At 60.0% G+C, this 14,286-nt stretch carries 12 protein-coding genes and 1 pseudogene; 6 read left to right on the forward strand and 7 right to left on the reverse strand.

Going from position 1 to position 14,286, the window contains the following annotated elements:
• Positions 1-1,225: 1,225 nt before the first annotated feature.
• Positions 1,226-1,633, forward strand: a pseudogene (locus P0R31_RS01020) (transporter substrate-binding domain-containing protein); the annotation flags it as partial.
• A gap of 94 nt (positions 1,634-1,727) precedes the next feature.
• Here the strand turns inward: P0R31_RS01020 and P0R31_RS01025 are convergent.
• Entirely contained in the window at positions 1,728-2,624 is an 897-nt protein-coding gene (locus P0R31_RS01025) for a LysR substrate-binding domain-containing protein (protein ID WP_157286338.1), read from the reverse strand.
• Positions 2,625-2,733: 109 nt separating this feature from the next.
• Between P0R31_RS01025 and P0R31_RS01030 the strand changes: the two genes are divergently transcribed.
• The 5 genes from P0R31_RS01030 (at position 2,734) to P0R31_RS01050 (ending at position 8,454) form a co-directional block, all read left to right on the forward strand.
• Positions 2,734-3,483, forward strand: coding sequence for an SDR family NAD(P)-dependent oxidoreductase (locus tag P0R31_RS01030; protein ID WP_157286369.1), 750 nt, complete (start codon positions 2,734-2,736; stop codon positions 3,481-3,483).
• Between the two features lie 23 nt (positions 3,484-3,506).
• Positions 3,507-4,358 (forward strand): transketolase, encoded by an 852-nt coding sequence (locus tag P0R31_RS01035; RefSeq protein WP_128263963.1) that lies wholly within the window; start codon positions 3,507-3,509, stop codon positions 4,356-4,358.
• Positions 4,355-5,365 (forward strand): transketolase family protein, encoded by a 1,011-nt coding sequence (locus P0R31_RS01040; RefSeq protein WP_193760455.1) that lies wholly within the window; start codon positions 4,355-4,357, stop codon positions 5,363-5,365. Before P0R31_RS01035 ends, P0R31_RS01040 begins: the two co-directional genes overlap by 4 nt.
• Positions 5,366-5,530: 165 nt before the next feature.
• Positions 5,531-6,556, forward strand: a complete 1,026-nt coding sequence (locus tag P0R31_RS01045) for a TRAP transporter substrate-binding protein (RefSeq protein WP_275497141.1) — start codon at positions 5,531-5,533, stop codon at positions 6,554-6,556.
• Positions 6,557-6,591: 35 nt separating this feature from the next.
• A complete protein-coding gene (locus P0R31_RS01050; protein WP_275512750.1) occupies positions 6,592-8,454 on the forward strand; it encodes a TRAP transporter large permease subunit in 1,863 nt (620 codons plus the stop codon).
• 44 nt (positions 8,455-8,498) lie between these two features.
• Here the strand turns inward: P0R31_RS01050 and P0R31_RS01055 are convergent, their stop codons facing one another.
• From P0R31_RS01055 to P0R31_RS01080, 6 genes are all read right to left on the reverse strand, one after another.
• Positions 8,499-9,389: an SMP-30/gluconolactonase/LRE family protein gene (locus tag P0R31_RS01055; protein WP_157286335.1), complete on the reverse strand. Its 891-nt coding sequence runs from the start codon at positions 9,387-9,389 to the stop codon at positions 8,499-8,501.
• A 37-nt stretch (positions 9,390-9,426) separates the two neighbouring features.
• Positions 9,427-10,530, reverse strand: coding sequence for an ABC transporter ATP-binding protein (locus P0R31_RS01060; protein ID WP_275497139.1), 1,104 nt, complete (start codon positions 10,528-10,530; stop codon positions 9,427-9,429).
• Positions 10,531-10,540: 10 nt separating this feature from the next.
• Positions 10,541-11,380, reverse strand: coding sequence for a carbohydrate ABC transporter permease (locus P0R31_RS01065; RefSeq protein WP_128263957.1), 840 nt, complete (start codon positions 11,378-11,380; stop codon positions 10,541-10,543).
• Positions 11,377-12,300, reverse strand: coding sequence for a carbohydrate ABC transporter permease (locus tag P0R31_RS01070; RefSeq protein WP_275497138.1), 924 nt, complete (start codon positions 12,298-12,300; stop codon positions 11,377-11,379). The genes P0R31_RS01065 and P0R31_RS01070 overlap by 4 nt, the downstream gene beginning before the upstream one ends.
• A gap of 61 nt (positions 12,301-12,361) precedes the next feature.
• Complete coding sequence (locus tag P0R31_RS01075) at positions 12,362-13,798, reverse strand: ABC transporter substrate-binding protein (protein WP_157286333.1); 1,437 nt, start codon at positions 13,796-13,798, stop codon at positions 12,362-12,364.
• Positions 13,799-13,842: 44 nt separating this feature from the next.
• Positions 13,843-14,019, reverse strand: a complete 177-nt coding sequence (locus tag P0R31_RS01080) for a hypothetical protein (protein WP_157286332.1) — start codon at positions 14,017-14,019, stop codon at positions 13,843-13,845.
• Between the last annotated feature and the right edge of the window lie 267 nt (positions 14,020-14,286).

Consider the following 14,286-nt stretch of genomic DNA (forward strand, 5'->3'; position numbering starts at 1 on the left):
CTGCGTCGTCCCGGAGTGGCGGCTCCATCGCAGCGGCCTCGATTACGCCGAGGTGAAGAAGCATTATTTCAGCGCCGCGCATCGCTTTGTGTGCGCCGAGGGCAAGGTGCGGTGCATTGCCTCAATCGTATCTCGCTCCCTTTGCGCTGATTGAGATTCATCGGGCCTTCCGCGCGCCAAATCTCGAAACGCTTGAAACTTGACTTTCTGCCCAGTGCGGCTGCGACCAAATGGCTCACTAGAATTAGCGCGTGATCTTCGGCCAATCAGAGGGCTGACCAACAACGCGCACACGCAGAGTGGCTTGATTCTAACGTAACGTCAGGATGTAGAGATCTTGCTCTTGAGCTACCCTTCGCACCCAGAGTTGTTGAGACGCAGCCCAGCGCAAATTTCAAGGACACACATACAGCAGGGGACGGAAGTGAACCGGCTTATTAAGGGGACGTCTTCGGCCGCTTGGCAGAAGGCGCGCGCTCAAGAGATCTGGACTTCATGCTTCTCGCCACGTGAGAGGGTGAAGTATATCCGCCGAAATCGCTCGCAATTCGAGTTCAGCAGCTACGCCCAAATGTTCGACGTGGTGCGGCGGCGTCGGTTCAATGGTTGCGCATTGACGTTAATCCACTGGCGCAATCGACTAAGGACCACTACTTGGCGGGAGGCCGTGGTCTTCTGCATTGCTATCTGGGCGCTAATCATCTTCATCGGTGTCCGCGCCGTACAGGCTCTAGCCGGATAGTTTAGAGGAGCGAGTCTCTCAGCCGGAGAACGAATGCGCCCCCTGCGGTTCGCGGCGACGCCGCCGCCTTGATGCGATCCCTTCAACTGCTTTCCCTACGAAAAAGCAGCTGGGGCGCGTCCAGCTGTAAAGTCGGAGGCACAATGTCGGTCCGGTGAGGCCTTGATCACCAGTAAGTTTGCCCAATCGGACTGCTCCGCCGATCGACGAAATCTTGAATGAAAATCACTCGCTTGAAAGAGCTCCCGCCTACGTCGCGTAGCCATGGCCTTGCCCGGTGGTGATGGAAGCCGGTGTGCCAATATTGTTTCACCCTAAAGCCGGTGATCGCCAGCGATGATTGCCGCTGAACGGACCAGGCGCATGGGCTTCCGGCCCGGAGAGAAGATCGAGCGCGGAGCCACGGCGAGCCATTCCTTTATGATCGGGAGGAGTCGAGCATCGATGGCCAACGTGGCAAAGGCTTGAGCCGCACATAGCGGGGCCTCGACCAAGGGATCGACCTCCGAGCTCGCGATCAAGCTGAACTAGTCGGACCCGCTCACCTTCGTCGACACAGGCTCGGCCTACATGGCGGTCCAGCAGAACAAGGTGGTCGGAATCGTGGCCAACACCATGACCATCACCAAGCTCGTCAACGAATCCAAGAGCGCCGGCCAGCCGCTGAGGATGATCGAGGAGCCCATGGTGCTGCAGCCGATCGGTATCGGTATGAAGAAGGACGAGCCGGCGCTGCTCGCCAAGGTCAACGAGACGCTGCTCGCGCTCGATCAGGCGGGTGAGATCAACCAGCTGTGGGACAAGTGGCTCGGCCCGAACACCGAGTTGAAGATGACCCGCTCCGACAAGGTCGTGCCGCTCAGCGAGCTCAAGTTCACGTCGTTACCGTGAGCAGTGCCGCCGGGATCGGCCCCTCCTTCCGTCGAGACGCAGATCAGCCGTCCGCTTGTTCAGCTTCCGAGATGTTCGGTCAGACAGTTCGATCTCACCGCGACGACCCCGGCGTCTCGACTCCGAGTTGCGCTACGACCCAGTCTGCGAAAGCTCGCACCGCCGATCTCTGTCGGCTGGCGCGCGGGTAGATGAGGCGGTGACCAACATATCGAATATTGGTTGCGCGCTTCGCCAACGGAGCAACCAATCGTCCGCTGGCCAGTTCGCGTTCAGCCAGAAGCGTCGATTCCAGAGCAACCCCCAATCCCTCGGCCGCCGTCGCAATCGCCAGAAAGCTGCGATCGAATCTCATGCCATGAAGTGCGGGAGCTTCCAATCCGTTTGCGGTAAACCATTGGTGCCACTGGACCTGTTTGACATCGGAGCGGATCAGCGTCTGATCGAGCAGGTCGGCAGCCTTTTTTATCGACTTTGCGAGTGAGGGCGAGCAAAGCGGCGTGACCATCTCCTGGGCTAGAGGAACAACTTCGACACCCTCCGCACGCGGTGGACCGTAGACGATGTCGACATCGAAGTCGTCGTTGCTGAAGCGCGCATATTCCGTGCTCGCAGCAAGCCGAACCTCGAGCTTCGGATAAGCGGCGAGAAATTGTGAAAGCCGTGGCGCCAGCCATTGCGCAGCAAAGCTCGGCGCGGAGTGGACGCGTACCAATTGCGGTCCGCGTGCGGCGACCTCTTCGAGCCCGCGGCGGATTTGATCGAAAGCGGCTCCGGTGTGACGCATCAGATTTTCGCCCTCAGGGGTCAGTCGCACCGAGCGCGTACTGCGTTCGAACAGAACGGTCCGAAGCGTATCCTCAAGCTTGCGGATCGCATGACTGACCGCACTCGGCGTCAGGTGAAGCTCATTCGCCGCATCACGGAAGGATCCCGTGCGGGCCGCAGCTTCAAAGACGCGAATTGCCGATATTGGGATGTTTGAAAGCATTTCATAAGTGAACCAGATTCATCGATCCGTGACAACTATGCGCTTGTCCGTTTTCGTCGCGCAGGTCATTCCTAATCTTGGCAAGCAGAATAATTTGAGGGAGGAACGGATGCTGCTCAGCGGTAAGACGGCCATCATCTCGGGCGCGGCGTCGCCGCGGGGAATCGGGCTTGCCACGGCACGGCGGTTCGCCGCTGAGGGTGCTCGGGTCGCCATCCTGGATATTGACGCCGGCGCTGCCGAGGAAGCTGCGGCTTCGCTTGGAAAGTCCCACATCGGGCTTCGGTGCGATGTTGCCGACAAATCGTCTTGCGAGCAGGCGGTCGCGAGCGTGGTCGAAGCGTTTGGGGGCATCGACATCCTGATCAACAATGCTGGAATCACCCAGCCGGTCAAGTTCCTAGACATCTCGCCGACCGATTGGGATCGCATTCAGGACGTCAATCTCAAGGGCATCCTGTTCCTTTCTCAAGCAGTAATTCCGGACATGCGCGCCCGGAAGGCCGGGTCGATTGCCTGCATGTCGTCGGTATCGGCCCAGCGCGGTGGCGGAATTTTCGGCGGCCCGCATTACTCTGCCGCCAAAGCCGGCGTTCTTGGTCTCGCCAAGGCGATGGCGCGGGAGTTCGGCCCGGACGGCATTCGTGTCAACTGCGTTACGCCCGGCCTGATCGGAACTGATATCACGTCAGGCAAGCTGACCGATGAGATGCGGGCGAAAATTCTGGAAGGCATTCCGCTCAATCGCCTCGGCACGGCGGAAGACGTCGCCGGCATCTACACCTTCCTCGCGTCTGATCTCTCCGCCTACGTCACGGGTGCCGTGATCGACGTCAATGGCGGGATGCTCATCCACTGACCCGCAAGACAAGGTCCAGTTCAATGGCAACCTCTACCAAGACGCTGACCAATACGCCTACCCTCGCGGATCGGGCGTACAACATTCGCCGCAATGCACTCCGCATGGGTGAAGTTCAAGGTCAAGGTTATATCGCGCAAGCGCTAGACATCTCCGACGTCCTTGCTGTGTCCTATTTCCATGCAATGCGCTACCGGCCCGAAGATCCGTCCTGGGAAGAGCGCGACCGCTTCCTGCTTTCAAACGGCCACTACGCCATCGCGCTTTACGCAGCTTTGATAGAGGCTGGCATCGTCCCCGAGGAGGAGCTCGAAACCTATGGCAGCGACGAAAGCCGCTTGCCAATGTCAGGCATGGCGTCCTACACGCCTGGAATGGAAATGTCGGGCGGCTCGCTCGGGCTTGGGCTCAGCATTGCAATCGGCATGGGCCTCGGGCTCAAGCGCAAGAAATCCGAGGCTCGGGTATACACCTTGTTCTCCGATGGTGAGCTTGATGAAGGCTCCGTCTGGGAGGCGATCCAGTCGGCAGGCCACTACAAGCTCGACAATCTGATCGGCATCGTCGACGTCAACAATCAGCAGGCGGACGGTCCTTCCACGCAGGTCATGGCATTCGAGCCGCTCGTCGAGAAGCTTCAGGCCTTCGGCTGGTTCGTGCAGCGTATCGACGGCAACGATCTGGAGGCGGTAATCGCAGCATTCGATAACGCCAAGTCACATCCCGAGCCAAAACCGAGGATGATCGTTGCAGACACGTTGATGGGGAAGGGAGTACCTTTCCTGGAACAGCGCGAGAAGAACCATTTCATCCGCGTCGAGCAGCACGAATGGCAGCTCGCGCTTGCGGCACTCGAAGCCGGGAGGCAGGCATGAAGACCGTCAGATCGGCACCACAACTGGGCAGGCCGCGCCTGACCACTTCGGCCATGATCGCTTCGATCGCAGCCGAGGGACAGAAGACGAAGCCGGCGCCCTTCGGGCATGCGCTGGTCGAGCTCGCTCGCACCCGCTCTGATGTGGTCGGCATGACAGCCGATCTCGGCAAATACACCGACCTGCACATCTTCGCCAAGGAATTCCCAGATCACTACTATCAGATGGGTATGGCCGAGCAGCTTCTGTTCGGAGCTGCCTCCGGCCTTGCGGCAGAAGGCTTCATGCCCTTCGCGACCACTTACGCGGTGTTCGCATCGCGTCGCGCCTACGATTTCATTCACCAGACGATCGCGGAGGAAGACCGCAACGTAAAAATCGTCTGCGCGCTGCCGGGGCTGACTTCGGGCTATGGCCCGAGCCATCAGGCCGCCGAGGATTTGGCGCTGTTTCGCGCTATGCCGAACATGACGGTGATCGATCCCTGCGATGCTCATGAAATCGCGCAACTGGTTCCCGCCATCGCGGCGCATCAGGGACCGGTCTACATGCGCCTATTGCGCGGCCAAGTGCCGGTCGTGCTGGACGAATACGGCTACAACTTCGAGCTCGGCAAGGCCAAGCTGATCCGGGACGGGAAGGATGCCCTGATCATTTCATCAGGCATCATGACGATGCGTGCGCTCGAGGCCGCGCAAGCGCTGAAGAACGACAGCGTGGACGCCGCAGTGCTGCATGTTCCGACAATCAAGCCGCTCGATGCTGAGACCATCTTGCGGGAAGCCGGCAAGCCGGGCCGCCTTGTGGTGGTTGCCGAAAACCACACCGTCATCGGTGGCCTCGGTGAAGCAGTGGCCGCACTCCTCATGCGTTCAGGGATTCATCCGGCTTTCCGCCAGATTGCATTGCCTGACGAATTTCTCGACGCCGGCGCACTTCCGACCTTGCACGACCGTTACGGGATTTCCACGGCAGAGGTCGCAAGGCAGATCAAGCAGTGGCTTTAGTCTGCCGGCGCTAGGCGCCAACCAAGCCAAGCCTCTGTGAGGACCTACGCCCGCCGCATGGTGCGGCGGCGAACGATGGCTCTTTGCCCAAACGCGAAGAGCCCGAATACCCGCGCGTCGGCGATGCAGCGGGAAGCAAATTCAAAGCAGGACCTGGAGGAACACATGACCGTCTCGAAGACAGGAAGCATCAACCGCCGTTCGTTATTGATGGCAGCCACGGCCCTACCTCTTTGCGGGGTTCTGACCCGCCCGGCCTCTGCCGCCGAGTTCGTCTACAAGTTCGCGACGGGACAGGATCCGGCGCACCCGGTGAATGTCCGGGCGCAGGAGGCGATTGACCGCATCCGCGAAGCGACCGGCGGCCGGCTGGAGATCCGGTTGTTTCCGGCCAATCAGCTCGGCTCCGACACCGAGCTCCTGACCCAGGTTCGCAGCGGCGGAGTCGAGTTCTTCAACCAATCGTCCTCGATCCTTGCCACCCTGGTGCCCAGCGCGGGCATCGTGAATACCGGCTTCGCATTCGCCGACTACGACAGCGTATGGAAGGCCATGGACGGCGATCTCGGCACTTACATTCGGGCGCAGATTGCGAAAACGCCGATCATGGCGGTCTCGAAGGCCTGGGACAATGGCTTCCGGCAGGTGACCTCGTCCGGGCGCGAGGTGCGCACGCCGGAAGATCTGAAGAACTTCCAGATCCGCGTTCCGCCGGCGCCGCTCTTGACCTCGCTGTTCAAGGCTCTCGGGGCGGGGCCAACGCCGATCAATTTCAACGAGGTCTATTCCGCGTTGCAGACCAAGGTCGTCGATGGACAGGAGAATCCATTGCCGATCATCGCGACTGCGCGCCTCTATGAAGTGCAAAGCACGTGCAGCCTGACTGGGCACGTCTGGGACGGTTATTGGATCCTCGGCAACAAGCGCGCCTTCGAGCGTCTTCCGAAGGATGTGCAGGAAATAGTGACGCGTGAGCTCGACCGCTCCGCCATCGATCAGCGCGCCGACATCGCAAAGCTCAGCCAGTCGTTGCGAACCGATCTCTCGGCCAAGGGACTCAAGTTCATCGACGTCGATCGCGCCGCCTTCCGCCAGGCCTTGTCGAAAACTAGCTTCTATTCCGACTGGAAGGGCAAGTTCGGCGGGGAGGCGTGGTCCCAACTCGAAAAGGCCGCGGGACAGCTATCATGACCGGCATGAGCCGTACGCCGCACCTCGATGCCGGTATGGCGGCCGGCGCATCTCAAGGAGGCTTGCGCAGTTGGACAGTGAAAGCGAATGCGGTGCTCGGTCACGTCGTCGCAGTACCGGCGGCGTTACTCGTGCTGGCCGAGGTCGCGGTTCTATCCGCTGGCATTGTAGCCAGATACGTGTTCCGTTCGCCGATCGTCTGGTCGGACGAACTTGCCGGTATCCTCTTCCTCTGGCTCGCCATGTTTGGATCCGTGATTGCGTTCCAGCGGGGCGAGCATATGCGGATGACCGCCATCGTCGGGATTCTCAGGGCGGACGTTCGCGCGTTCCTGGATGTCGTGGCCGCCGCTGCATCGCTTGCATTCCTCGCGCTCGTCGTCTGGCCGGCCTATGAATTCGCGGCCGACGAGGCATTCGTGACAACGCCGGCGCTCGAGATCGTCAACAGCTGGCGCGCGGCAGCGCTACCCATCGGCATCGGACTGATGCTGGTCGCAGCGTCCCTTCGCCTCATTCGCATCGCGAGCCTGCGTAGCTTGCTGGGTTCCTTGGCCATCGTCGCAGGCATCATCGGGACGTTCGTTCTGCTGGCGCCGGTCCTGAAGCCGCTCGGCAATCTAAATCTTCTGATATTCTTCGTCTTCGTCGTCGGGGCGATGGTCTTTGCTGCCGTGCCGATCGCATTCGCATTCGGCCTTGCCACCGTCGGCTATCTCGCCCTGACCACCAGCACGCCTGACGTGGTGATGATCGGACGAATGGATGAGGGCATGAGCCACCTGATCCTGCTAGCCGTGCCGCTCTTCGTCTTTCTGGGCCTTCTCATCGAGATGACCGGGATGGCCCGCGCCATGGTCGGCTTCCTCGCGAGTATTCTGGGCCATGTGCGCGGCGGACTGCACTATGTGCTGGTCGGAGCGATGTATCTGGTTTCGGGCATTTCGGGTTCCAAGGCAGCGGACATGGCTGCTGTGGCTCCGGTGTTATTTCCCGAGATGCGGCAAAGGGGGGCCAAGCCGGGCGATCTCGTTGCGCTCCTGGCGGCGACCGGCGCGCAGACCGAAACGATCCCGCCCTCGCTCGTTCTGATCACGATCGGCTCGGTGACCGGCGTTTCGATCTCAGCGCTGTTCACCGGCGGTCTTCTTCCGGGCGTAGTCCTTGCCGTCATGCTCGCGGCCGTGGTGTGGTGGCGATATCGCCGGGAAGACCTGTCTCACGTCAAAAGGGCGACCGGACGGCAGATCGGCCGCGCCTTCGTTATCGCGGTCCCTGCCATCGCCCTGCCGTTCGTGATCCGGACCGCCGTCGTAGAAGGGGTTGCGACGGCAACGGAGGTCTCGACCATCGGCATACTATACTCGGCTTGTGCGGGTCTCTTTATCTACCGCCAGTTCGATTGGCGCCGGATCTATCCGATGCTGGTCGAAACAGCCTCGCTCTCGGGAGCGATCCTGCTCATTATCGGCGCGGCGACCGGCATGGCCTGGGCGCTTACCCAGTCTGGATTTTCTGCCTCTCTCGCGAAGATCATGACCAGCCTCCCGGGCGGGGTGCCCGTCTTCCTGGCCGTGACGATCGTGACTTTCGTGATCCTCGGCAGCGTGCTCGAAGGGATTCCGGCCATCGTCCTGTTCGGCCCGCTGCTGTTCCCGGTTGCGCGGCAGGTTGGCGTGCACGATGTTCACTATGCGATGGTTGTCGTTCTCGCCATGGGCATTGGCTTGTTCGCGCCCCCGTTCGGGGTCGGCTACTATGCGGCCTGTGCCATCAGCCGCATCAACCCGGATGAAGGCATGAAACCAATCGTGGGCTACATGATCGCGCTCCTGATCGGGACACTGATTGTGGCCGCCGTGCCCTGGCTATCGATCGGATTTCTTGAGAAGCCGTAGCGATGATGTGCGATGCCTCGCGGGACAGGCCGCGAGGCTCCTCGTCAATCGAATTTAGGCAGATGCAGCGGCAGACCCTCACAGGGCACATCGATCTCCTCGACCTGGCCCTTGCCGACTTCAGTGACGCGAAGCTTCTTGCCCTCGAGCGTGAAGGCACAATTCGTTGGCTGTAGTCCGTCTAAGATCAGGCGGTCGACCACCTCTCCTCGGCGGTCTAGTACCGTGACGTTCTTCTGGTTGTACACCGTGCAATAAAGCCGGCCGTCCTTGCTGAAGGCCATTCCGTCTGGGCCCTTGAAATCGGGATTGGCATCGGGTTGCAGGACGTTGCCGAAGACCACGCGTTCCGGCGCGGTCTCGCCGAACACGTCGTATCGATAGACATCGCCAGTGAAGGATGCGTTAGCATAAAGGTGATTGTCAGGACCGAAGGCAATACCGTTGGTGAAACGGATCTTACGATCAAGGACGCGCAGCACCTTCATGGCCGCCGGATCGATCTCGTATACGCGGCCGTCCCAATCGAGGTCCATGTAGCCGACTACAAAGGCCTGGCCATTGATGAAATCCTCGGCGGCCATGCCGGAATCTGTCATGTAGAGCAGTCCGTTCGGACCGAAGCAGAGGTCGTTCGGAAACAGAAAGCGATCGGCGCCTTCGCCCTGCATGCGTCGGATTTCGTTTCCGCTGTCATCGATGCAGATCAGCGCGCGGAGCCCGGCTTCGGCGATCCAGATCCGGCCATGGCCATCGATCGTCAGTCCGTTCGGACGACCGCCCGTTGTCCGGATCACCCTGCGGTTGCCGCGAGGGTCGAGCCGCGTGATGCAAAGGGTCGACGCCGACATTTCCGTGACATACATGGACCCGTCCGGCAGGCAAATCGGTCCCTCGGGTGCTCCAATTCCCCTCGCAAAAAGCTTCGGCGTCATTTCTGTCATCCTGTTCTCGATGTTGACCCGGCCCTTGCTATGCAATGACCAGCCCACTAGCCGGATCGATCAGCACCACGCGATTGAGGTCGATGGCGAGATCGATCCGCTCGCCATGCCTGCTGACGTCATGAGCCTGCAGCTCGGCAACCACATCCACTCCGCCTATCTTGATGGTGGTGAATGTACGGGTCCCTGTCGGCTGAATGAGATCAGCGACGGCCGAATAGGCGACCACTCCATCGCGGAGAGATCCGCCGCCGGCCCGACTGAAATGCTGCGGACGAATGCCGACGAGAACCTGTCGCCCTTCCGCGCTGGTCAGTGACGTGGTCTTCGCGCTCGGAAGTGTCATCGTACCACCGGATTCAAACACAACCGCTGCGCCGCCGCCGTTGATCTTGAGGGTCGCTGGGATGAGGTTGATCGACGGGGAGCCGAGGAAGCCGGCCACGAAACCGGTTCGAGGCTGCTCGAATAGCTCGAGCGGAGCTCCCTGCTGCTCGATCTTCCCGTCGCGCAGCAGCACGATGCGGTCGGCGAGCGTCATCGCCTCAACCTGGTCATGGGTGACGTAGATCATCGTCGTCGTGATCTCGTGATGCAGACGCTTGATCTCAGTCCGCATCTCGTCGCGCAGCTGGGCGTCGAGATTCGAGAGCGGCTCGTCGAATAGAAACAGGTCCGCCTTGCGGACAATGGCGCGGCCGATGGCAACCCGCTGACGCTGTCCGCCGGAGAGCTGACGAGGATAGCGTTGGAGAAGACTGCCGATCCCGAGCATCTCGGCGGCTTCGCCGACCCGCTTCCTGATCTCGATCTCGGGCGTTTTGCGGGCACGCAGACCAAACGCGATGTTATCGTTGACAGTCAAATAGGGATAAAGCGCGTAGTTCTGGAATACCATGGCGATGTTCCGTTCGCGCGGGCGTAGATCGTTGACCACTGCGCCGCCGATCGTGATCGTTCCATCGTCCGGATCTTCGAGGCCGGCGATGGTGCGCAAGAGCGTGCTCTTGCCACAGCCAGACGGTCCCACGAGCACGGCGAATTCACCGTCGCCGATGGTCAGATCGAGACCTCGAACCGCGTGCACATTGCCGTAATATTTGTGCACCCCGGACAGCTTGACGTCAGCCACTCCGCTCTCCCTAACCTTTGACAGCGCCTAAGGAGATGCCGCGTACGAGATAGCGCTGCATCACCGAGACGGCCACGAAGATCGGCAAAGTTCCCAAGACAGACATGGCCGCGATCTTCCCCCAAAAATTCGATTGTCCGCCAAAATAGTGTGTCAACTGGACCGGGAAGGTGATGACCTCGGTACGTGTCAGCACGAGCGCAAAGAGAAAGTCATTCCAGGCGAATACGAAGGTGAACACCGATGTGGCCATAAGGCCGGAACGAACCATGGGGAAGACGACTTTCCAGATCACTTCCCATCGGTTCAGTCCGTCGACGAGAGCGCTTTCCTCAAGCTCGAGCGGAACATCGACGATGTAACCGCGCATCATCCAGATGACGTAGGGAAGGTTGAATGCCGTGTAGAGCAGGATCAATCCGAAGAAGCCATCAACCATGCCGAAATGGACGTAGAGCAGGAATATCGGGAAGACGACCGCGATGGGTGGGATCATGCGCTGGGAGATGATCCACATCGCGAGGTTCTCACCACCGGTACCGAAGCGGGCAAGGCTGTAGGCGCAAAGCGTACCCAAAACGATTGCGATGCCGGAACTGACGCCGGCGACGATCAGGCTGTTCAGGATGGCTACAACGTCACCATCCTTGAACAGAACGTAGTAGTTCGAGAACTGGATCTGTGCAGGAACCCACAAGGGCGGCACGTGATAGATCTCGTCCGGTGTCTTGAACGAGATCATGAACAGCCAGTATACCGGAAACAGAAACAGCAGCGTCACGACGGTCGCGCCGAGATAGCGAAGGCCCAGGATGCGGACCTTTCTCGCTGGAAGTTTTCCGACTTTCATCGCGCAAGCTCCATGCGCTTGAGGACGAGAGTGGTGATGATCGTCAGCAGCGCGATTACGAGGAAGGAGATTGCGGCTGTGTAACTGATCTCGAACTGCGAAAAGCCTTGCACGTAGGTGTAGAGCGATATGGTTTCGGTCATCGAACCCGGACCGCCTTCGGTGAGGGCCCAGATGATGTCAAAGATGCGGACGAGGTCGAGGCCGCGGATCAGACAGGCAACAGCTATCACCGGCGCAATCGAAGGCAGAATGATCGCGCGAAGCACGCGGAGGTATGACGCCCCGTCGATTTCCGCAGCTTCGAGCTGCGACTGGTCCACGTTCGACAGGGCCGCAAGCAGCAGCAGGAACATGAATGGCGACCACTGCCAGACCTCGCAGATGATGATCGCCGGGTAGACGTAGGCGGGATTGACAGTCCACAAGATCCGGACCGGCTCGCCAGCGAAGAAGCTGAGGATCTGGCCTATCGGACCGAAGCGAACGTCGAACATCAACCGCCAGGTCGCTCCGGCGACAATCGGGGAAATCACGGTCGGAAGCACCAGGAGCGCGACGAAAAGTTGGCGGCCCGGCAGGCGGTCAATGAAAAGCTGCGCCATCAGAAAGCCGATCAGAAGCTCGAGGGGCAGGGCGACTGCGGTGATGATCGCAGTATGACCAAGCGATGCCCAGAGGCGGGTGTCCCTGAATAGCTCTGCATAGTTCAGCAGGCCGACAAAGGACGTGTCGTTGTCGGTCATCGTGATGCGCTGAAAGCTCACGACCAACGAGTAGATGAGTGGGAACAAGCCGACTAAAAGAAGAATGAAGATCGCGGGTGCGACGATGAGATAGGGTAGGCGGTCCTCGAGCATACGCCCGAGACGGCTGGGGCGGCGTTGTTCAGCCCCATTGAGACTTGTGGCAAGCGTCATCATCAATCCAGGAGACAGCGCTGCATGGGAGGAGGCGCCTCCCATGCGGCAACAAAGGCAGTTACTGTGGATAGGCGCCAGGCTTTGCCGCCCAGACCTTGTAAACGGCCCTTTGATTTTCGATGCCGACCTTCTCCGTGATGGCGTCGAATTGTTGTGCCAGGCGGTCGAGAATGGCCTTGGCATCTTCGCCCGCCCAGAGGCTGGAGATCGCCTTGGTCATTGCCTCGTCGTACTTGTCCTGTTGCAGCAGGGAGAGATCGAGCAGGCCCTTCTCACCGGATGTCTTGACGGTGTCGAGATAGGAGGGTGCATCGGGCCAGAGCGAACGATATTTCTCGCTCGCGTAGTGCGACACGCGGAACGGGTCGCGCAGCGTATAGGGGAGCTGGACGCGCTCGAGGCTCGTCTTCTTGCTGTTCAGCCACTGGATGAACAGGTAGGCGGCTTCCTTGTTCTTGCTGGTGGCAGAGACCGCGAGGTCGAAGCCGACACCGAGTTCCGGCCGACCGAGCGGGTTGAGGGCATAGCCGACCTTGCCGGCCACCTGCGATTTTGGCACCCATTTCAGCGCCTCCTCGCCGGAGCCATAGCCTGCTGCCCAACGTCCATAGGGAGGCCAGGAGATCGTCATTGCCGTGGTGCCCTGGAGGAACGCCGCGAGATTGTCGACGAAATTCCACTGCTCCACGCCGGGCGGCATGAACTTGTTTTCCGCCAGCATCTGCTTGAACACTTTAAGGCCGACGTCACTGTTCACCGTTGCCTTCATGGTATCCGCATTGAAAAACTTGCCGCCTTCCATGCGGAAGCGTTCCTGAAACATGTACTGCGGATAGGGCGCGGCGCGAAAGAAGCCGGCGCCGTAAACCTTGGGCGCCATCTTGTCCGTGATGAACTGGCCGATCTCGTCGAACTGCTTCCAGTCTTTCGGTGGCGCCAGTTCGTAGCCGAACTTGGCCTTGAACTCGTCCTTCATCTTCGGATCTTCGAAGATGTCCTTCCGATAGTAGAGCAGCATCACGTCGCCGTCGTCCGGAAAACCGTAGATCTTGCCGTCATACTGCATCTGGTTGTCGCGGTAGGCGGCTGCAATGTCCTGCAACTCGTCGCGATAGCCGAATTTGTCGACATACTTATCGAGAGGCTCGAGTGCGCCGGCGCGTGCAAGGTCTGGCATCCAGGACGGAATGACGTTCAGCGCGTCATAAGCTCCTGCGCCCGATTTGAAATCCTGCATGATCTTGGTGAACATCTGGTCGGTAGGGACTTCGACCACCTTGACCTTTATGCCGGTGAGCTTCTCCCATTTGGGACCCGAATAGTTCAGCGGGTCGAGAGATTGGAGGCCGGCTTCCCAGACGATGCTGATCGTCGCGCCCGCATATTTCTTTGCGGCTTCGACGGCGGTGTCGGCCGCATCCTTATCGGCGGCATGCGCCGAGGCGCCGGTAAGCGCCAGCATGGCCGATGCACCAAGAAACGTCCTGAACTTCATCCCTTCTTCCTCCTCTTCTGAGCGTCCGCGGGCCGCCGGTCGGCTTAGGTGCGCTTCTCATGTGATTTTTCGCCGAGCAGCCAGCCGTGAGCGTCATCGGACGCCGTTTCGGCACGACGAGCGATCGAACAAACGGATTCAACTATGTCGAGATTTGCCGCGCGGGCCCAAAATGCCGGGTGACTTTGCGCCAACACGCCCGAAATACGCGATAGCTTCATTGAAGCGCCTGTATCCTCCCCAAAACGCTCGCAAGCTTTGATTTTGGAGCAGTCTGCGTCGTCGTGGGATGGACGGACAAATGAGAACTTTGCACGTATGGGTGATCTGGATTCACTTGTCTGTCTGCACCCGAAAGAAAGCCGGTTAGAGCATGGCCAACCCCATAGTCCGGACGCGGCTCGTGCCATGCATGGATCCAACAGGCCAGCTAAATCGATCGCCCAAGTTGCGGCGCGCTTCGAAGCCGGATTTCCACTTCGTGCGCG

Source organism: Bradyrhizobium yuanmingense, assembly GCF_029167105.1.
Classification (GTDB): Bacteria; Pseudomonadota; Alphaproteobacteria; order Rhizobiales; family Xanthobacteraceae; genus Bradyrhizobium; species Bradyrhizobium yuanmingense_A.

Bases quoted from the DNA above. Each gene is read 5' to 3' on its own strand.
- P0R31_RS01035 (WP_128263963.1), top strand. From the start codon at position 3,507: ATGGCAACCTCTACCAAGACGCTGACCAATACGCCTACCCTCGCGGAT.
- P0R31_RS01055 (WP_157286335.1), bottom strand. From the start codon at position 9,389: ATGACGCCGAAGCTTTTTGCGAGGGGAATTGGAGCACCCGAGGGACCG.
- P0R31_RS01040 (WP_193760455.1), top strand. From the start codon at position 4,355: ATGAAGACCGTCAGATCGGCACCACAACTGGGCAGGCCGCGCCTGACC.
- P0R31_RS01065 (WP_128263957.1), bottom strand. From the start codon at position 11,380: ATGAAAGTCGGAAAACTTCCAGCGAGAAAGGTCCGCATCCTGGGCCTT.
- P0R31_RS01070 (WP_275497138.1), bottom strand. From the start codon at position 12,300: ATGACGCTTGCCACAAGTCTCAATGGGGCTGAACAACGCCGCCCCAGC.
- P0R31_RS01025 (WP_157286338.1), bottom strand. From the start codon at position 2,624: ATGCTTTCAAACATCCCAATATCGGCAATTCGCGTCTTTGAAGCTGCG.
- P0R31_RS01080 (WP_157286332.1), bottom strand. From the start codon at position 14,019: ATGAAGCTATCGCGTATTTCGGGCGTGTTGGCGCAAAGTCACCCGGCA.
- P0R31_RS01050 (WP_275512750.1), top strand. From the start codon at position 6,592: ATGGCGGCCGGCGCATCTCAAGGAGGCTTGCGCAGTTGGACAGTGAAA.
- P0R31_RS01045 (WP_275497141.1), top strand. From the start codon at position 5,531: ATGACCGTCTCGAAGACAGGAAGCATCAACCGCCGTTCGTTATTGATG.
- P0R31_RS01030 (WP_157286369.1), top strand. From the start codon at position 2,734: ATGCTGCTCAGCGGTAAGACGGCCATCATCTCGGGCGCGGCGTCGCCG.
- P0R31_RS01075 (WP_157286333.1), bottom strand. From the start codon at position 13,798: ATGAAGTTCAGGACGTTTCTTGGTGCATCGGCCATGCTGGCGCTTACC.